This is a genomic window from Stenotrophomonas sp. VV52 (assembly GCF_002893095.1).
Taxonomy (GTDB): Bacteria; Pseudomonadota; Gammaproteobacteria; order Xanthomonadales; family Xanthomonadaceae; genus Stenotrophomonas; species Stenotrophomonas aracearum.
In genome coordinates, this window is sequence record NZ_PKQQ01000003.1 from 288374 (window position 1) to 303510 (window position 15137).

The 15137-nt window shown below is 65.2% G+C and carries 27 protein-coding genes; 13 read left to right on the forward strand and 14 right to left on the reverse strand.

What is annotated here, in order from left to right:
* Positions 1-42: 42 nt before the first annotated feature.
* Genes C2U58_RS09820 through C2U58_RS09845 form a run of 6 tightly spaced genes read right to left on the reverse strand, consistent with a single transcriptional unit; the run spans position 43 to position 2835 of the window.
* On the reverse strand, positions 43-483 hold the full coding sequence (locus C2U58_RS09820) for a hypothetical protein (RefSeq protein WP_102945687.1): 441 nt from the start codon (positions 481-483) through the stop codon (positions 43-45).
* Complete coding sequence (locus C2U58_RS09825) at positions 480-848, reverse strand: Ref family recombination enhancement nuclease (protein WP_102945688.1); 369 nt, start codon at positions 846-848, stop codon at positions 480-482. The genes C2U58_RS09820 and C2U58_RS09825 overlap by 4 nt, the downstream gene beginning before the upstream one ends.
* Positions 848-1090 carry a hypothetical protein gene (locus C2U58_RS09830; RefSeq protein WP_102945689.1) on the reverse strand — a complete coding sequence of 81 codons (243 nt, stop codon included), beginning with the start codon at positions 1088-1090 and terminating at the stop codon, positions 848-850. The genes C2U58_RS09825 and C2U58_RS09830 overlap by 1 nt, the downstream gene beginning before the upstream one ends.
* Complete coding sequence (locus C2U58_RS09835) at positions 1090-1284, reverse strand: hypothetical protein (RefSeq protein ID WP_102945690.1); 195 nt, start codon at positions 1282-1284, stop codon at positions 1090-1092. The genes C2U58_RS09830 and C2U58_RS09835 overlap by 1 nt, the downstream gene beginning before the upstream one ends.
* A complete protein-coding gene (locus C2U58_RS09840; RefSeq protein ID WP_102945691.1) occupies positions 1281-1955 on the reverse strand; it encodes a hypothetical protein in 675 nt (224 codons plus the stop codon). Before C2U58_RS09840 ends, C2U58_RS09835 begins: the two co-directional genes overlap by 4 nt.
* Complete coding sequence (locus tag C2U58_RS09845) at positions 1945-2835, reverse strand: helix-turn-helix domain-containing protein (protein ID WP_102945692.1); 891 nt, start codon at positions 2833-2835, stop codon at positions 1945-1947. Before C2U58_RS09845 ends, C2U58_RS09840 begins: the two co-directional genes overlap by 11 nt.
* A gap of 83 nt (positions 2836-2918) precedes the next feature.
* Here C2U58_RS09845 and C2U58_RS09850 point away from each other — a divergent pair, with 83 nt between their 5' ends.
* Positions 2919-3257, forward strand: a complete 339-nt coding sequence (locus C2U58_RS09850; RefSeq protein WP_102945693.1) for a hypothetical protein — start codon at positions 2919-2921, stop codon at positions 3255-3257.
* Positions 3258-3321: 64 nt separating this feature from the next.
* On the opposite strand, the gene C2U58_RS09855 is transcribed toward C2U58_RS09850, so the two are convergent.
* Positions 3322-3633 carry a winged helix-turn-helix domain-containing protein gene (locus C2U58_RS09855; protein WP_102945694.1) on the reverse strand — a complete coding sequence of 104 codons (312 nt, stop codon included), beginning with the start codon at positions 3631-3633 and terminating at the stop codon, positions 3322-3324.
* Positions 3630-4160, reverse strand: a complete 531-nt coding sequence (locus tag C2U58_RS09860; RefSeq protein WP_102945695.1) for a hypothetical protein — start codon at positions 4158-4160, stop codon at positions 3630-3632. The genes C2U58_RS09855 and C2U58_RS09860 overlap by 4 nt, the downstream gene beginning before the upstream one ends.
* 155 nt (positions 4161-4315) lie before the next feature.
* On the opposite strand from C2U58_RS09860, the gene C2U58_RS09865 reads away from it, so the two are divergent.
* The gene (locus C2U58_RS09865) at positions 4316-4576 is read left to right on the forward strand and encodes a hypothetical protein (protein ID WP_146033446.1); all 261 of its coding nucleotides are present in this window, start codon (positions 4316-4318) and stop codon (positions 4574-4576) included.
* Positions 4577-4734: 158 nt separating this feature from the next.
* Here the strand turns inward: C2U58_RS09865 and C2U58_RS09870 are convergent, their stop codons facing one another.
* A complete protein-coding gene (locus C2U58_RS09870; protein WP_102945697.1) occupies positions 4735-5211 on the reverse strand; it encodes a YdaS family helix-turn-helix protein in 477 nt (158 codons plus the stop codon).
* A gap of 82 nt (positions 5212-5293) precedes the next feature.
* On the opposite strand from C2U58_RS09870, the gene C2U58_RS09875 reads away from it, so the two are divergent.
* Positions 5294-5791, forward strand: coding sequence for a helix-turn-helix transcriptional regulator (locus C2U58_RS09875; protein ID WP_172448120.1), 498 nt, complete (start codon positions 5294-5296; stop codon positions 5789-5791).
* Entirely contained in the window at positions 5733-6074 is a 342-nt protein-coding gene (locus tag C2U58_RS20275; RefSeq protein WP_253256700.1) for a hypothetical protein, read from the forward strand. Before C2U58_RS09875 ends, C2U58_RS20275 begins: the two co-directional genes overlap by 59 nt.
* 270 nt (positions 6075-6344) lie before the next feature.
* On the opposite strand, the gene C2U58_RS09885 is transcribed toward C2U58_RS20275, so the two are convergent.
* Positions 6345-6767: a hypothetical protein gene (locus tag C2U58_RS09885; RefSeq protein WP_102945700.1), complete on the reverse strand. Its 423-nt coding sequence runs from the start codon at positions 6765-6767 to the stop codon at positions 6345-6347.
* 49 nt (positions 6768-6816) lie between these two features.
* On the opposite strand from C2U58_RS09885, the gene C2U58_RS09890 reads away from it, so the two are divergent.
* The 5 genes from C2U58_RS09890 to C2U58_RS09910 all read left to right on the forward strand — a co-directional run bounded on the left by C2U58_RS09890 (position 6817) and on the right by C2U58_RS09910 (position 8668).
* Positions 6817-7059 (forward strand): hypothetical protein, encoded by a 243-nt coding sequence (locus C2U58_RS09890; RefSeq protein WP_102945701.1) that lies wholly within the window; start codon positions 6817-6819, stop codon positions 7057-7059.
* Positions 7056-7364 (forward strand): hypothetical protein, encoded by a 309-nt coding sequence (locus tag C2U58_RS09895; RefSeq protein ID WP_102945702.1) that lies wholly within the window; start codon positions 7056-7058, stop codon positions 7362-7364. The genes C2U58_RS09890 and C2U58_RS09895 overlap by 4 nt, the downstream gene beginning before the upstream one ends.
* A complete protein-coding gene (locus tag C2U58_RS09900) occupies positions 7361-7558 on the forward strand; it encodes a hypothetical protein (RefSeq protein ID WP_102945703.1) in 198 nt (65 codons plus the stop codon). Before C2U58_RS09895 ends, C2U58_RS09900 begins: the two co-directional genes overlap by 4 nt.
* 136 nt (positions 7559-7694) lie before the next feature.
* Complete coding sequence (locus C2U58_RS09905; RefSeq protein WP_146033447.1) at positions 7695-8240, forward strand: hypothetical protein; 546 nt, start codon at positions 7695-7697, stop codon at positions 8238-8240.
* Positions 8237-8668: a hypothetical protein gene (locus tag C2U58_RS09910; RefSeq protein ID WP_102945705.1), complete on the forward strand. Its 432-nt coding sequence runs from the start codon at positions 8237-8239 to the stop codon at positions 8666-8668. The genes C2U58_RS09905 and C2U58_RS09910 overlap by 4 nt, the downstream gene beginning before the upstream one ends.
* Before the next feature lie 56 nt (positions 8669-8724).
* Here C2U58_RS09910 and C2U58_RS09915 read toward each other — a convergent pair whose 3' ends face one another.
* A complete protein-coding gene (locus tag C2U58_RS09915; protein WP_102945706.1) occupies positions 8725-9015 on the reverse strand; it encodes a hypothetical protein in 291 nt (96 codons plus the stop codon).
* Positions 9016-9443: 428 nt separating this feature from the next.
* Here C2U58_RS09915 and C2U58_RS09920 point away from each other — a divergent pair, with 428 nt between their 5' ends.
* Positions 9444-11324: a DNA cytosine methyltransferase gene (locus C2U58_RS09920; protein ID WP_102945707.1), complete on the forward strand. Its 1881-nt coding sequence runs from the start codon at positions 9444-9446 to the stop codon at positions 11322-11324.
* Positions 11325-11374: 50 nt separating this feature from the next.
* Here C2U58_RS09920 and C2U58_RS09925 read toward each other — a convergent pair whose 3' ends face one another.
* Entirely contained in the window at positions 11375-11608 is a 234-nt protein-coding gene (locus C2U58_RS09925; protein WP_102945708.1) for a hypothetical protein, read from the reverse strand.
* Between the two features lie 452 nt (positions 11609-12060).
* Here C2U58_RS09925 and C2U58_RS20280 point away from each other — a divergent pair, with 452 nt between their 5' ends.
* The 3 genes from C2U58_RS20280 to C2U58_RS09940 all read left to right on the forward strand — a co-directional run bounded on the left by C2U58_RS20280 (position 12061) and on the right by C2U58_RS09940 (position 13545).
* Positions 12061-12357, forward strand: a complete 297-nt coding sequence (locus C2U58_RS20280) for a hypothetical protein (protein WP_102945709.1) — start codon at positions 12061-12063, stop codon at positions 12355-12357.
* Between the two features lie 62 nt (positions 12358-12419).
* Entirely contained in the window at positions 12420-12698 is a 279-nt protein-coding gene (locus C2U58_RS09935) for an AlpA family transcriptional regulator (RefSeq protein WP_102945710.1), read from the forward strand.
* Positions 12699-12873: 175 nt separating this feature from the next.
* On the forward strand, positions 12874-13545 hold the full coding sequence (locus tag C2U58_RS09940) for an AprI/Inh family metalloprotease inhibitor (protein WP_102945711.1): 672 nt from the start codon (positions 12874-12876) through the stop codon (positions 13543-13545).
* Between the two features lie 15 nt (positions 13546-13560).
* Here C2U58_RS09940 and C2U58_RS09945 read toward each other — a convergent pair whose 3' ends face one another.
* Both C2U58_RS09945 and C2U58_RS09950 read right to left on the reverse strand, forming a co-directional pair.
* Positions 13561-13872 carry a hypothetical protein gene (locus tag C2U58_RS09945; RefSeq protein ID WP_102945712.1) on the reverse strand — a complete coding sequence of 104 codons (312 nt, stop codon included), beginning with the start codon at positions 13870-13872 and terminating at the stop codon, positions 13561-13563.
* A 43-nt stretch (positions 13873-13915) separates the two neighbouring features.
* A complete protein-coding gene (locus C2U58_RS09950; protein ID WP_216362395.1) occupies positions 13916-14932 on the reverse strand; it encodes a serine hydrolase domain-containing protein in 1017 nt (338 codons plus the stop codon).
* Positions 14933-15137: the final 205 nt, after the last annotated feature.

The window sequence follows — 15137 nt, forward strand, 5'->3', positions numbered from 1 at the left end:
GTTCCCAATGCCTACCCGCTGACCCCGATCCCGTCCCGAAGCTCATGCCGCCGCCTGGCCCCAGAACGTGGGCAGAATCTCAACCTTGCCCCCTCGTGCCTTGAACTGCTCCACCGTTTCGCCCGGCTCGACTTTCGCAACATTGATTGGCTGGGGCGTGTTCGCCGCCTGCAGCCCCACCCGTGCAGCGCGCGATCGGTCGTGGACGGCTCTAGCCGCGCGCCCTTCCCCAGTCGCCGTGGGGCGCCTCATCCCTGCGCCAGTGGCCTTGAAGGTCGCTGCCGGGCCGAGACCGCTTTTAACCACGAACCCGCCTCGCACCAGGCAGGGCATGGTGCTGCGGATGTTCTTTCGCTCCACTGCCTGGTCGATGCCAACCACCCCCATGCGCTCGTACACCCTCTGCATGGTCAGTGCCTCCCCCGGTGCAGACGCGAAGACCCTACGCAGCTCTGCCGCCCGCCCGCCACTCTCATCGCTCATGCCGCTTCCCTCAGTTCATTGACCAACGTCTGCTGAGCGATCAGCTCGTCGTCGGTGCCGTAGGTTTCGTGGAAGACCCGGGAGCCATCCAGCAGGCTCGGGCCGTAGATCCGGCGCATCGTCGCGAAGGTGTTCCCTTCCAGCGGGTGCCGCATGTGGTGCCATTTGCAGAGGGCGTACCCGAAGGCATGGCCCCGGCGCACGTTCCCGCTTTTGGCGTGGTTGTAGTCGCAGCCGTACACCACGAGCTCCGGTTCCAGCAGCTGCTGTGTCACCAGCGTCAGGCAAGCCATGCATGGCCCAACCTTGGCCGCTTCGATTCGGGCCGCCTGTTCCTTCGTCGCTGGCGGAGCTTTCGACCACATCAGCGCAGCGCCTTCTTACGAGTGCCGCGCCGGCGACCCGCGCGCTTGGCCTCCTTCGCGATCGCGTCGTGCCTCTTTGCCTCGCCCAAGTAGTAGTCGTGTCGTTCCTGGCGAACTGCGGCACTAAACTGAAACTGTTTCAGGGCCTCGTCGGCTGCGGCGCGATACGCCTTCGCCAGCTTCGGTGCAGTCAGCCGCGGATCATGGTCGAAGATGTCGAGCTGCTGGTTGTGGGAGCGCATCAGGTCAGCTCCGGAATAGGGCCGGCGTACCGGGTCACGGGGATGTGTCGCATGCCATCGCGCCAGATGGTCAGGCCGCGCCGGGCGTACAGCACCAAAGGCTTCGTGCCGTAGCCGTAGGCCAGATACCAGCCGGCCACCGAGACGGGCTCGCTCGCCGGACGCACCTCGAAGACCAGCTGATTCGGGTTCATGCCGCCTGCTCCTTCGGGCCGCACTCCAGAATCTCGGCCAGTTCGGCCAGGCGGGCGCGGGTACGCGCGTCGGCTTTCGGCGATGCTTCTACCCGGCCGGCCAGCAGCGCTACCGGGTTGAAAGCCGGGGTCGTGCTCGGCAGTGCCAAGAACTCGGCAACCTGTTCGTGCACCAGTTGCCCGGCAGCGACAGCCTGCTGCAGCACCCCGTCGCGGGCAGAGGCATCGGCACCGAGTGAGATCTGATGGGTAGCCGTCTTCTGGGAAGCGCGCGCGTCCTTGACCAAGCGGGTGTAGACCTCCAGAAAGGCCGGCCGCGCCGCGATGATGTCGCCCGCCTCCACCAGCGGGAGCGCCTTGCTCCACGCGTCCCTGGTCTGCTCCGTCCACACCACCGTGGACCGCTCGTCGGCGGCGCGAATCGCAATCGCCCAGGCCTCGTTCGGGCTGGGGTGACCGTCGTCGATGCGCTCGAGGATGGCGGCCAGCGACAGCTTGCCCTTCAGCTCGCGGCGGCAGCTGGCCAGCGCGCGGTCGATCAGCGCCACCGGGTACGCTGCTAGGTCAGAGACCATGAACACCGCCGCATTCGGCCGTAGCTGGTCGCCGATAACCTCGGCCGTCGCCATCAGCACCTTGATCAGCTCTTCCTGCTCGCGGTCACTGAGCATTGCCGGCCCTCCGTGCGCGGAGGATGTCGATCGCCTCGTCGGCGGCGCTGACGTTGGACTGGGTCTGGTCCTGCTGCATGGCGCTGGTCTGGGTCACTTGGCGCCCGGTCGCCCACTGGGTCCGGTACGCCTCACACCGCGCCAGCAGCGCCCCCAGGTCGTGCATGTTCTGGACGACGTAGCGCTCGTTGACCGTCAGGAACCACGCGGCCACCAGCGGCGCCTCGACGTGGCCCAGGCGCTTCACCAGCTGCTTCACGTTGCCGTTGACCTTGGCATTGCGCACCGGGGTCACGCCGTGGCGCTCACCGTAGGCCCGGGCATACGCCGTCCACGTTGCTCGGCAAGCGGCCTGGACCTCGGTTTCGGAATCCACCACCTGCGGCGCGGCCGACAGGCCCGCCGGCAATGACGGTTCTCCTGACGGTTCAATGAGGGTTATATGACGGTTAGGCGGCACGGGGCGCACCTCCAGACCTGCGCCCCGTGCCTCACCCCCTGCACCGGGCGCAGTACCACCTGCATCGGGCGCACCCCCTGCATGGGGCGCAGCACCTGCGCCCGGTGCATCCCCCGCTCTGCCAGTCTTCCGCTTGCCCTTCGGCGCGACGGCGGCGGCGTTGAACTTGGCCGGAGTGACCACGTAGACGTTGCTGCTGTTGAACCTGCGCTCCCGGGTCAGGATACCGACGGCTTCCAGATGGTCCATGGCGGTGCGCACAGCGCGCGCGGACATGCAGCAACGCTTACCGATGGTGGCAATGGCCGGCCAGCAGACGCCCTCGTCGTTGGCCTGGTCGGCTAGCGAGATCAGAACAGCTTTCTGTGTCACGCTCAGACCCTGCAGCGGCCAGCAGCTGCTCATGATGATTGTGGACATGTCAAGCGCCCCCGCTTAGAGACAGACGCTCTCTCGCCGGACTAGACTCCAATGACTTCCAGCAGCTTTCGAGGTATCCGAGGATGTCCATCAGCGAACACGAGCAGCAGGACCAAACCTTTCTCACGCAGTTCTTCGACTTCCTCGAGAAGAATTCGGCAACGGATGCCGACGCCGCAGCCATGTCAGCCAAGAACAGGATGAGCTTCGTCAAACGGGACCCCGTCCAAATGAAAGCCCATTTCGAAGAGCTTGTTCTCGGACTCGGCACAAGTGACGCGGCAGAAGCGGCATTCAAACAAGCTGTCCTCGCAGGGATCCAGTCACGCTCAAAGCTTGGGGCGCAAATCCCGGCATTGCGTGATGCCGCTGTCAGGCTCGGCGCACCGAGCTGGGCGATCCCGGCGCAGCTGAATATCTGATTGGAACCTACCAGCGTGCTAGCGCAGCGCGCGTACGACCAAGCCAATGTGAGCGTCGACATTTTTAAACCGCCAGTTCTAGGTTGTCGCCCGGGGCCACCGGCCACCAAGTGCATGCACTGCGCCCACTGACCTCGCAGGGCTTCTTCGGACCGCGCCACACCTGGGCGCCCTCTAGCAGTTCCGGGAGACGGCGGCCGAGCATGTAGCGGTCCAACCCGGCCGCCTTCGACAGCTCCATGCTGGTCATGCCGGGATAGCGCCTGACGGCGGCTGCAGCCTGACCCTGCTGTGCCTGCTGGATACCGCTGGCGGCAACGAAAGCCGCGGCGTCGTGGCTGGTGCTGATATGGGTGTTGCGGGCCAGAGCGCTCATCGTTCCGCCCTCCCCTTCGCCGCAGCGCGCGCGACGTTGCGCTCCAAGCGGTGCGCCATGGTCCGTAGCGCGCGAGCTTCGCTGACCATCAACGCGGCCTCGTCGCTATCGATGTGGCGGTCTTCCATCGCGTCTACGGCAGTGCCGGTCAGGCGGCCCACCCGCGTGGTAATTTCCAGCAGCTTCAGCTGGACGGCCCCGACCTCGTCCGCCCAGCCACCCTCTGGCGCCGGCGGCACAAGATCCACTGCCATGCCGAAGCGGCCGGCCAGCGCCTGCATCCACTCCAAGGCGTACTCGCTTCCGCCTGCTTTCTCCTGCATCCATTCAGTCAGCAGCTCGGCGATCTCGATCGATACCGACTCGCCCTCTAGGCCGCGCAGCTTCGCGCGCAGGGTCTCCGGGTGCATCGTCTTGCCGCGCCTGTCGGCCAGGTACGCGGCAGCGTCGGCCACGCCGCCGGGCGTCTTGCGCACGGAGTTGTAGAGGACGTCGAGCCAGTTGAGGGCGGATGTACGGCAGGTCATGGGTCACCTTGGGAAGACGGGTGTTTCAAGGTTTCGGGGCGGGCCCGGCCGGCGCACGATGGGCGCCATGGACGAATTCAAGTCAGGGATCGAGGGCGTCGCCCTCCTTGCGCTACGCTGGTTGTCTGAACAACAAAGCCCGCAAGGAGGGCGACATGGAGCTGATCGAGGACCCAACGTTCCTGAGCCTGTTCACTCAGGTCCAGGTTATGGACGCGGTATTGATGGCATCGCTCAAGTCGCATCCGCGACCGGCGGAGCTGCTGGAGCACATCGAGCAGAACATCGCTCTCGTTCGATCAGTGAGTGCGCAGCGGGCTGCGGAAGGGCCAATCGGCAAACTTGCCGACCAGCAGATGGGGCCGCAGGCGGAGGGTTGGTTGAGCTACGCCCGGAACGTCCTTGGTCCGGACTGACGCCTTTCACCCGCAGCGATTGCCGCGAAAGCTCGTCGAAGAACTCTCGCGAAACGCGCTCGCCTTCAGCCCGAGCGGCCAGTTCCTGCACCGACGGCCGGTTTAACCAATCCCGCAGCCACAGCCGCAGGTTCCACTTATCGGATAGCGCGCGCATATCAGGCCACCTGCACTTGAATGACGCGGTCTGCGTCGGGATCGTTCGGGGCCGCGAGCGCGGCCGGTTGTTCTTCTTGGACACCAAGCAGCTGCAGCACCTTCGGCAAGGCAGGGACGCCCTGCTCATCTGGCCAGGCCTCGACCTGCTTAACCGGCAGCTGCAGGACCTTGGCCAAGTGGGCGTCGCTACTCAAACCGAGACGGGATCGCAGCGCGCGCTTGGTCACGGTGCTCTCAAGCACCCTGCCGGCGACTGCGCCCTGCCCTCCCGAGGCTTGCCCATTCGCAGGGCCGAATACCTCCGGACACAGCTCATGCCGGGATACTCCCGTCACCCCTTCGATTCGGATGACGTGCCCGGGCGGCACCCGGCGGCGTTTGCGCCAGTTGCTGACGGTGGACTGGACCACCCCCAGGGAATCGGCCAGCGAAGTGACCCCGCCAGCGGCTTTGACAGCTTTGTCGAGTGCGTCCATGGACGCTAGAATCACATATCGTGATCCTCGACGCAACACGTTTTGTGTTGGCTTAACATCACATCACGTGAAGAATTGCCGGATGGCCTTCTCCGACAATCTCCGCGCTGCCCGGCTTGCCCGTGGCATGACCCAAGAAGCTCTTGCCTTGGCCTGTGGCTGGTCTGGGCAAAGCCGCATTGCAAACTACGAATCGTCAGCACCCAGCGCGCGCGAGCCGAAAGTGTCGGAGGTCCCACTCCTGGCCAAGGCTCTAGGTGTCTCGGTGGCCTCCCTCTTCGGCGAGGCCCCGGCGTCTCATTCCTCGCGACCCGATCCTGCCATTCTCGCCAGCACGTACCGCTTCCTTGTAGAAGCGTTCGCCACTATCGGGAAAGTCGTCGTCTTTGAAAACGAGGCTGACCTGTTTGCGGACGTTTACGAGTGGATTGCGGCCGACGACCGCCCGGCCGATCAACGGAACCTGGTGGATTTCGCGAAGTGGCGCGAGAAGCGCGATTTGGACAGAGGGCACGGAATAGATGAGCAAGACGGACGCGTTGCTGCACAAGCTGGTAGAAAGAATCAACGCAGCGCCTAACGCGCCAACGGCATACGGCTCCATGCCGGTGCCGGCCAGATCCAGTTTTGACTCCGTCGTGCGTGAGAGCCATATCCGCATGATTCGTTCCCTGGCCCGAACGTATCGCCAGTTCGGCATGCAGTTGATCGTTGATCAGGCAACGCTCGGGAAATCGGGAGTCGATGAGCTCTCGGACACAGAGCTCATTGCCCTGCACCGTGATTTGGACAGGGCCCGCGAGTGTATCCGCGACGATGTATCGTTTGAAGAAGCCGGCATTCTTCGCAACAGCTTCGACTAAGCCGTCCCTTTCTGAACGACATCGTTCGCGTTCAGAAAACGAGCGCCGAAACATCACGTAACGTGTTGACTTAAAGATCACGCTTTGTGATCCTAGTCCCGTCGCCCCCGTAGCAGCCCATCCGGGCCGGGGCACGGAGACCTTCCCGTGCAAACAACTTCAGCGCAACCGGCAACCCTGGTGCTCGCGGTCGCTGCATTGATTCTCAATGTGTGGGCCGCCTTGCGTCTGTGGCGCCGCCGATGCGGGGCTGCGAAAGCCTGGCAGCCGTTACCTGAGCCGCTTGATCTTGGCGAACAACTCGATGCCGCACGCGGTCCTCGTGCTGCACCAGGAGAACCTCCCACTCTCAATGTCAGCCAGCATCTGGGGCTGCGCCGCGATGCTCACGGCAGTGCGCGGTTCGAGCCGGAGCGGGAGCCGGGTGCGCTGCAAGTAATCTGTAATTACTGCGGCTCGCGTCTTGCTCCGCCGACCATGGCGGAACGCCACCTCGTTGATCGTTACCGGAAGGTAGCCGACGTTGACGACCTCAACGGCGCAAGTCCACGTGCCCGTACTCGGAATGAAAAGCGACGTGCAGCTGACCTTGAGCCGCACGGTGTCCTTCCGAATGAGCCAAACAGCGTTGAAGACGCCCAGCGTGGCGCCAAGCACTGCGAGTCCTAACGTCAGCCAATTCGTCCAGTTCATGGCCGAAGCATAACTGCGCCTCGCCCTGAATCGAAACCCAGGAGCTTCCATGCCGCACCTCACCCTTAGCGCCCGCGCTCCCGCCGTCGTGGAAGCGCGCCCCCAGAACAACACCGTCGTTGTCAAAATTGGCGACGCTCTGCTCAGCCTTGAACCCGCCGACGTTCCCCAGCTCTGCCAAGACCTGTCCCGCGCAGCGCTGCAGTTGCACCGCCCCCGCATGGGCATGTTCCCGCGCCGGCCGCTGGAGCTGCAGCTCGGCAATGCCGACCTGGTCGAGGTGTCGGCATGAACGCCCTTGCTGTGGCTGTGATCGACACCGAGATTGCGGACTGCCGCGCAACAGGGCACACGGGCAACGTCGAGAGTCTGCTCGACGCGCGCGCCGCCGTCGCCGAGCTGATCGCAGCGGATGTCGAATACGACGCCGCCGGCGCCCACCGGCTGGACACCTACCGGCAGTGGAATAAGGATCACGGCCCCACCACGGCGGACGACGGGGACTTCGCGGTCCTGCATGCCGCCGACGCCCGCCTGGAAGCCGCGCGCGCTCGTCGACGTGCAGCGCTGAACGCCGCTCAAGGGGGTGCCGCATGAGCACCAACGTCTTCGATTTCCGCCAGTTCCAGACCGTTCGGGACAACGTCCGCGCTGCCGGCCTCAACCCAGCGCCGCTCTATCGCCAGCTGCTTGCGGAACAGCGCGCGGGCATGCGCGGCCAGGCGGTGGTCGCCGCCGCGCAGAAACTGAGCCGCCAGTTCCGCGACGACCTGTCGCCGGGTGCCGCGTGAACGCGGTCGCCTTCCTCTTGGGCGTCGCTATCGGCGCTGCTATTGCAGTGGCGGCGGCCGCAGCGTGGCTGGAGAGGAACCAATCCGAGCACTTCGAACGAATGCTGGAGCAGATCAAGTCGCTGGGGCCGCGCGCATGACGGCAGCTGCACCCATGACCGTGGCGGCTGTTGTGCGCGCCATGCGCCGCGCGGGCGCAGCTGGCGAGCCGGTGCCGGCCGCCGAGGTGGCAGCCTGGGGACGAACCTTCATGGTCCAGCTGTACGGCCCGCAGAAGCCCGTGCGAATCGAGTGCAGGCCCTTGTACTCGGTCGAGCCGTGGATCAAGGCAGAAGACGCTGACGTGATCCACGCGAGGCGCCGGAAGCTCGATATCCGCGCCCTGTATCTGCATCCCAAGGCCGAAAAGCCGGGAAAAGCCCACCGCTACAAGAACGACGTTTGCCAAGACTGCGGCGACGGTCACTTCTACGCAGGGCCCAACTGCGAGCCACTGGCACCGACTCCCGATAGTCGTGCCGCCCTCCCCTTCGACCCCTCCTGGTTCCGGGAGCCGCTGGAAGCGCTCCAGCGCTTCGCCACCAACAAGATCATCAGCCTCTCGGACGCATCGAAGTGGAAGCGAGAGACCGCCTACCTGCTCGAAAGACTCGAGCAGTACGACAAGGAAACCTTGGCATGACCACCGAGAGCAGCACCATCACCCCAGAAGATGCCGTCCGGAACCTGATCGTGTGCGACACACAGTTCGGCTGGGCGGGCGAAACCACCCTCAACCTGCCCGAGCTGCTGGACCTGCAAAAGCGAGGCTGGTTGCAGAAGGGCCACGAGAACAACGAGTTCGACCTAACGGACGCCGGGCGCGCCGTCGTCGCCCAAGCGCTGCAGTTTGCGGTGCCGGCGACGCTGTCCACGGTGAAGCCCGGCGGCACCGTGCAGCTGGCCCAACCGGCGGCCTTCCCGCTGGTGGAACTGCTGGGCGTCCGCAACCACCTGCACATGCTCGCCACCACTATGGTGCCGAACTTCTGTGACCAGGCGGCAACGCTCCAAGACCAGGTCCAGAAGCTGATCGACGACCACCGCCGGGCGCCCGCTGAGGAACGCTAATGAAACGCGGGCGGAACCGCAAGCAAGGAGCAGGATTTCTCGGCCCTTGCACAGGTCTATCTACCGGCGAGATGTGCTCCGGTCGGCTTCAAGCCAGCCACATCGGGGCGCAGTTCGTCACTCTCCGCCAGACCTTCGACTGTCTTGATCGCTTCGGTCATCGCGGCCTCTTCGGAATCAAAGACGCTGCCGGAGCCGGGCGCACGCAGCTCATGGTCGCCAACGACTGCGACGATTGCCTCAATCCTGGTGTCACCGTCAGTCCCGACCCTGAGGCTGATGATGTACTGGGCGCCGGCGACTTCACCGGTGCGAGTCACAAGTTCGCTGTTTTCGATAGGGCTCATTGGGAAGCTCCGTTAGGGGTGCCTGAAGCCTACAACGCGGGGTGTGAGGACCGAAGTGCAGGACTCACTGGGGTCGCACCAGCAGCACCTGAGCCATTCAGCAACCAGACGGTGGCTTGCCAGTTGGTATCGCATTCGTGCGTCGATTTGGCAAAGGCGTGCGGTAGGACTGTACGTCTGCGGGAGGCCCGCGCCCTTGCCCTGCACCATCTGGCTGCCCGCGACATTAGCGAGGCCCTGAACGTCATAGGCCATGCCATTGGCGGTGTCGATCCCGGGCGCGGCGTTCCAATCAAGAACACATGGGCTGCCGAGCCACCGGCATTGGCTTACGTCGTCAAGCATCGACATAGCACCCCCTCCCTGTTGGAGCCGATTCTGCCATGAACTTCCGCCGCCCCCCAAAACTCACAACCTGGAGAACTTCCGTGGCTGACGGCTCCCGCTCCTTCAACTTCCCGATGCCGCAGCGTTCGCGCCTGCGCCGCGGCGAGATCGTCGTCGACCTATTCGCCGGCGGCGGCGGCGCCAGCGAAGGCCTCAAACAGGCCCTCGGCATCGATCCGGCGCTGGCGTACAACCACGACGAGCTCGCGATCGGCATGCACGCCGCGAACCACCCGCTCACCCAGCACCACCGCGAGGACATCTGGCACGCAGATCCGCGCCGGGATGTCGCCGGGCGGGCCATCGGCTGGTTCCATGCCTCGCCGGATTGCACGCACTTCAGCCAGGCCAAGGGCGGCCAGCCGCGAAGCAGGAAGACCCGCGCCCTGTCGTGGGTAGTGCTGAAGTGGGTGGGTCAACTGCGCAGCGCTGACGCACTCAACGGCACCAATACCGCTCCGCGAATCATCTCCATGGAAAACGTCTGGCAGATCCTCACCTGGGGTCCGCTGGTGGCGAAGCGCTGCAAGGCCACCCGCCGCGTGCTCAAGATGGACGGCTCCATTGCAGCGCGCGGCGAGCGCGTGCCTGTCGAATGCCAGCAGCTGGTGCCGGACAACCGCCACAAGGGCCGCACTTGGCAGCAGTTCGTCGCCGCGCTGCGGGCACTGGGCTACGTGGTCGACTGGCGCAAGCTCGTCGCCAGCGACTACGGCGCCGGCACCAGCCGCGAACGCCTGTTCCTGCTGGCCCGCCGCGACGGAGAGGCCATTGTTTGGCCGGCCGCGAGTCATGGCTCCCGAAAGGACCAGCAGCCGCGCGTCACCGCAGCTGACTGCCTGGACTTCTCCATACCCTGCCCGTCCATCTTCACCCGCAGCCGGCCGCTGGCCGACGCCACCATGCGCCGCATTGCCAAGGGTGTAATGCGCCACGTCATCAACTCGGCAGATCCCTTCATCGTCCCGGTTACCCACCAAGGCGGCGAGCGGGTGCACGACGTGCGCGAACCGATGCGCACCATCACCGCCGCCAACCGGGGAGAGCTGATGCTGGCCGAGCCAGAACTGGCACCGTTCATTGCCGAGCATGCCAATGCCAGCAACCAGCGCACGATGGCGGCCGACGAACCCCTGCGCACCGTCTGCGCCGGGGTGAAGGGAGGCCACTTCTCCGTGGTAACGCCCGTCCTCGCCGGCGTCGGCGGCCGGGCGGGACAATCGGAGCCGCGTTCCGGTGGCGAACCGCTCTACACCATGACCCAGAAGGCTGACACCGCTCTGGTGGCACCGCACCTGGTCAAATTTCGGGGCGATAGCATCGGGACGCCGGCCACCGAGCCTGTACCCACCATCACCTCCGGCGCCGGCGCCGCGCGTCCGGCGGGCGCGGCACACGCACTCGGCATTGCCACCGCGTTCCTTGAGCAGGCGAACGGTGGTTTCTACCAAGGCGCTGGGAACGAGGCGCGCGACCCGGTGAGCACCATCACTGCCAGCGGTAGCCAGCAGCGACTGGTGTCCGCTGACCTCGCGGTCCTGTCGGAAGAGCAGGAAGCTGGCGCTCTGCGGGTCGCCGCCTTTCTGGTGAAGTACTACGGCAGCGGCGCGAACGTGCCTTCGCTGGTCGACCCCCTCGATACCGTAACGACCCGCGACCGCTTGGCGCTGGTCACTGTGGTGATCCGCGGCACGCCCTACGTCATCGTGGACATCGGTCTGCGCATGCTCAAGCCGCACGAGCTCTTCCGAGCACAGGGGTTCCCGCAGAGCTACGTTATCGACCGGACCGCCGACGGCACCCCGCTCACCACGAGCGCAGCCGTGCGGATGGTCGGCAATAGCGTCAGCCCGCCACCGTTGCGGGCTCTGGCCGAGGCCAACCTGGACCCGGTAGTTACGCCAATGGCGGAGGCTGCCTGATGGACGCCGTCAACGGCACTAAAGACGCGTCGCGTGCCATCTCTGCACCGCTAGGTCTTGCGCGGCAATCCTTCGATATACGCTTCGACGGCGGCAACCCCGAGCTGCATGGCGTCGCCCTTATCCGTCACGCGGTCAAGCCGACGCGGCAGGATCAACACCGGCTGCCCGTCGATCTCGACTGCACAGCCGAAGAAGCCGGATTCGTCTTGGGCGACTGTGAGCACAACGTGGTAGCCGCCGATGCTGCCACGGAACGTGCTGTCTCTGACGCGATCGGGCATGCGGGGTCTTCGATAAATGGGCGCATGCACTGTAACCCTGGCCAGCAGCGATGGATAGCTCCTTGGGCTGGTCCGGACCATCCCATCACCGGGATCTCGCTAAGCGGCGCTGTCTTTGCTGTTGGAACCTTTGATCAGCGCTTGGATGGCGACCCTTTCGGCTTCTTCAAGAGCGGCTCGGCAAGAGCCGAACGGGCCCGAATGGACCTCGACCACCGCGCAGTGATGGACGTCGACAGAGAGCAAACGCCACTGCTTGGCACTCCCCCGCCAGATGTTGGCGGTGTACGGGTGCCCGGATCCGTGTACCGACAGCGTGACGCTATGAAACGACTCAGGTGCCTGATCTGTTCCCATTTCTACCGCCGCATCTACTCCCAGCCCGAGTCTGCCTCGCGCGGGCAGGGTCCACAAGCCCTCAGAGCTGAAGCACTCATCATGGAGGTCCTCCAATGACACAACGACACATCAGCCATCCGGAGGGCCTACCGCGGTGCGCTGCCGGGCACAGCGCGCGCCACATCCATGACCTGCGCGGCGCTGCCGCCGGCGGCGGACACTTCATCGAGTGCCAGTGCCAGGCTACCAGGCGACACGCTGAGCCTGAGGCGGCACTTACCGAATGGCGTCGCAACAACCGCCCTGCCCGCAGCGCGCGCAAGGTACTACCCGCGATCGCGGCGCCGGCCGACAACGTCGTACAGCTAAGCCTTCACATGCAGGGCGCATCCCGGTCGGCCAGTTCATGAAGCCCCACCACCACACCGTCACTCGTAACAGATCAACCGCCCGCTGCGGCGAAGGAGAGCGCATGACCACCAGCACCAACATCGCCCAAGCACCCCGGCGTCTCCTGCGCCTGAAGCAGGTGCTCGACCGGACGGGCTTGCCCAAGTCGACCATCTACTCGCGCATTTCCGCCGGAACTTTTCCGAAACAGGTCCCCGTGGGGTGCTCCGTTCGGTGGGTTGAGTCGGAGATCGAAGCATGGATTCAGGCGTTGGTTGACGAGCGCGATCAGCACGCGGATGCAGGGGGTATCGATGGGGGTATCGTAGGGGAGAAGCCCCTCCCGCGCCTTGCAGCGTAAAGACCAGAACACCGCTTCAAGTAGAGCCCACCTCCACCATAAGACGGTCCGCAAGGACCCAAAGAGCCGGGACCTCCTTCAACGGGGTCCCGGCTTTTTTATTGCCAGTCCGCTCACGCCGGATGTGCTCCGCTTGCCTCGCGCTGTTCCCGTCGGTCTACGTCTGGAGAATGCAATGGCAACGAACTTCCCCCCTACCCCTCTGCTCGCCCTGCTCCTGCTGGGCTCCCCGGCCGTGGCCCTTGGCCAGGACGTGTCGTTCGGTTCGATGGAGGAGCACACCAGCAGCGAGCAGGACAGCTCCAGCACGACCACCACCAGCAGCCAGTCGACAACCGGCCAGGACCAGGACGGAACGACCAGCTCCGATCAGAACGGCGACTCCGCGTTCGGCAACTTCGGTTCGCTCAACCAGCAATCCACCACCAGCGGCAGCTCGCATTCGGAGTCGCGCAGCGAGAGCAAGGGCAGCTCGGTGGAGATCGACATGGGCGGCGATGACGACGATTGGTCGCACGGTCACGATCATGGCAACCATCACGGCGGCCGTCCCGGCTGGGGCGAAGAACTGGTGGGGCGCTGGACGCTTGGCCAGGAAAACGGCAACACCTGCACCATCGAACTCAAGGACGCCGAGTGGTTCGGTGGGCACAGCGCCTACGTGCCCGCAGGCTGCCCGGATGGGTTCTTCCCGGCCAACCGCTGGGTGCTGTCGGGCAACCAGTTGCTGATTACCGACACCAGCAACACCACCATTGGCCGTTTCCGCCAGGACCGCAGTGGCCGCTGGTCGGGAAAACGCGAGTCCGACGGAGCGCGGCTGTATCTGAACCCGGTTGGCAACTGAGGCCGGTCTTCCGCCTCAGGGCAGCGTGAACTTGCGTGCCATCCGGGTCGGCCAGACCGAGGTGAACTGCGCGCCGCCGACCAGCCGGTAGGCGGCCGAGACGCTGTGCATCACGCCCAGCCGTTCCAGCACGTCCTTGGCCTTGCGGAAGGTCGGGCGCGGGTCGGAGGTGTCCATGAAGAGGTTGATCTCTTTCGCGCTGACGTCATAGCCGTCCAGCTTCGCAGCGCTGCCCAGCGCCGCGCCCAGTTCGGCTTCGAGCGTAGCCAGGAAGCCTTCGTCGTCCAGCGATTTGCGCCAGAACTTGATGATCAGCTGGTAATCCATCGGGCGGTCCGGTGTTCTGACATGGGGGACTGACCAGAGTACCTCACGGCGCGGGCGTGTCGGCTGACAGCAGCGCCTTGAGGATCGCTTCCGAGCGCCGTTGCCCGTAACCCCTGCCGTACGCGCTGGAGGTGATCGCCACCACCATATTTCGGCTGGGGATGACGTAGATCTTGTTGCCGCCGTTGCCGGAGGCGAACGACACCGGAACCTTCTGGCCGTTGATGTCGTGGACCTTGTGGTACCAGAAGTAGCCGTAATGGTCGGCATACGGATCGCTGTCGGCGATGGGCACGCGGGGCGCCAATGCTTCGCTCAGCCAGGCCTCGCTGACGATGCGGCGGCCGTTGTACAGGCCCTTGTTCCGGACCATCTCGCCCAGGGTGGCGAAGTCGCGCGCGGTCAGCGACAGGTTGCCCTGCCCTTTGGTGTACCCGGCGGCGTCGCTGGCCCATTCCCATCGGCTGATGCCCAGCGGGGTGAACAGGTTGGCGCGGGCGAAGTCGGCCATCGACATGCCGGTGGCCTTGGCCAGTTCCACGCCCACTACATAGCTGGTCAGCGAGTTGTAGCGATAGGCCTGGCCCGGCGGGGTCGCGCGCGGTACTGCCAGCACGAACGCCAACGGGTCGGCGGCTTCGTCGAGCTTGTCTTCGTTGCCGGGCGAGGCGGGATCTTCGTCGAAGGCGGCCAGGCCGGAGCGCATGGTCAGCAGGTCGTCCAGGCGCACATCGCCCACGGCGCTGCCAGCAGCCTCGGGCCAGTGCGCGGTGACGCGTTCGTCCACGTTCTTCAACGCGCCCTGGTCGATGGCGATGCCGGCCAGCAGCGCGGTGACGCTTTTGCCGGCGGAGCGCACATCGTGCAGCGAGGCTGCGGTTTCGCCGTTGTAATAGCGCTCGGCGACGATCCGGCCGTCGCGCATCACCACTACCGCGCGCAGGTCGGGATGTTCGTCCTGGTCCCAGCGGGCCAGCACGGTGGTCAGCGGATCGCTGGCCAGCACGGGAACTGCCCACGCCATCGTCAGCAGCATCAGGGTCGACCACGTCCGCTTCATCGTACGCACCTCCCGAACCAGGATGGGGCGAGTCTAGCCGATACAACTATTCCGATACCGACACGTCGCCGTTCCCGGCCGCGCGGACCGGCCAACTGTCGGCATCCCCCATGCCGCAACGATCTCGATGTATGCAGTCACTCGTTTAGTCAGGTTCCATTGGCGTTGTCGATTGCAGCGCTGAGACCCATCCGTAGGATCGGCG

Coding starts and splice junctions, on each gene's coding strand:
- C2U58_RS09820 (WP_102945687.1), bottom strand. CDS start 483: ATGAGCGATGAGAGTGGCGGGCGGGCGGCAGAGCTGCGTAGGGTCTTC.
- C2U58_RS09825 (WP_102945688.1), bottom strand. CDS start 848: ATGTGGTCGAAAGCTCCGCCAGCGACGAAGGAACAGGCGGCCCGAATC.
- C2U58_RS09830 (WP_102945689.1), bottom strand. CDS start 1,090: ATGCGCTCCCACAACCAGCAGCTCGACATCTTCGACCATGATCCGCGG.
- C2U58_RS09835 (WP_102945690.1), bottom strand. CDS start 1,284: ATGAACCCGAATCAGCTGGTCTTCGAGGTGCGTCCGGCGAGCGAGCCC.
- C2U58_RS09840 (WP_102945691.1), bottom strand. CDS start 1,955: ATGCTCAGTGACCGCGAGCAGGAAGAGCTGATCAAGGTGCTGATGGCG.
- C2U58_RS09845 (WP_102945692.1), bottom strand. CDS start 2,835: ATGTCCACAATCATCATGAGCAGCTGCTGGCCGCTGCAGGGTCTGAGC.
- C2U58_RS09850 (WP_102945693.1), top strand. CDS start 2,919: ATGTCCATCAGCGAACACGAGCAGCAGGACCAAACCTTTCTCACGCAG.
- C2U58_RS09855 (WP_102945694.1), bottom strand. CDS start 3,633: ATGAGCGCTCTGGCCCGCAACACCCATATCAGCACCAGCCACGACGCC.
- C2U58_RS09860 (WP_102945695.1), bottom strand. CDS start 4,160: ATGACCTGCCGTACATCCGCCCTCAACTGGCTCGACGTCCTCTACAAC.
- C2U58_RS09865 (WP_146033446.1), top strand. CDS start 4,316: ATGGAGCTGATCGAGGACCCAACGTTCCTGAGCCTGTTCACTCAGGTC.
- C2U58_RS09870 (WP_102945697.1), bottom strand. CDS start 5,211: ATGGACGCACTCGACAAAGCTGTCAAAGCCGCTGGCGGGGTCACTTCG.
- C2U58_RS09875 (WP_172448120.1), top strand. CDS start 5,294: ATGGCCTTCTCCGACAATCTCCGCGCTGCCCGGCTTGCCCGTGGCATG.
- C2U58_RS20275 (WP_253256700.1), top strand. CDS start 5,733: ATGAGCAAGACGGACGCGTTGCTGCACAAGCTGGTAGAAAGAATCAAC.
- C2U58_RS09885 (WP_102945700.1), bottom strand. CDS start 6,767: ATGAACTGGACGAATTGGCTGACGTTAGGACTCGCAGTGCTTGGCGCC.
- C2U58_RS09890 (WP_102945701.1), top strand. CDS start 6,817: ATGCCGCACCTCACCCTTAGCGCCCGCGCTCCCGCCGTCGTGGAAGCG.
- C2U58_RS09895 (WP_102945702.1), top strand. CDS start 7,056: ATGAACGCCCTTGCTGTGGCTGTGATCGACACCGAGATTGCGGACTGC.
- C2U58_RS09900 (WP_102945703.1), top strand. CDS start 7,361: ATGAGCACCAACGTCTTCGATTTCCGCCAGTTCCAGACCGTTCGGGAC.
- C2U58_RS09905 (WP_146033447.1), top strand. CDS start 7,695: ATGACGGCAGCTGCACCCATGACCGTGGCGGCTGTTGTGCGCGCCATG.
- C2U58_RS09910 (WP_102945705.1), top strand. CDS start 8,237: ATGACCACCGAGAGCAGCACCATCACCCCAGAAGATGCCGTCCGGAAC.
- C2U58_RS09915 (WP_102945706.1), bottom strand. CDS start 9,015: ATGAGCCCTATCGAAAACAGCGAACTTGTGACTCGCACCGGTGAAGTC.
- C2U58_RS09925 (WP_102945708.1), bottom strand. CDS start 11,608: ATGCCCGATCGCGTCAGAGACAGCACGTTCCGTGGCAGCATCGGCGGC.
- C2U58_RS20280 (WP_102945709.1), top strand. CDS start 12,061: ATGACACAACGACACATCAGCCATCCGGAGGGCCTACCGCGGTGCGCT.
- C2U58_RS09935 (WP_102945710.1), top strand. CDS start 12,420: ATGACCACCAGCACCAACATCGCCCAAGCACCCCGGCGTCTCCTGCGC.
- C2U58_RS09940 (WP_102945711.1), top strand. CDS start 12,874: ATGGCAACGAACTTCCCCCCTACCCCTCTGCTCGCCCTGCTCCTGCTG.
- C2U58_RS09945 (WP_102945712.1), bottom strand. CDS start 13,872: ATGGATTACCAGCTGATCATCAAGTTCTGGCGCAAATCGCTGGACGAC.
- C2U58_RS09950 (WP_216362395.1), bottom strand. CDS start 14,932: ATGAAGCGGACGTGGTCGACCCTGATGCTGCTGACGATGGCGTGGGCA.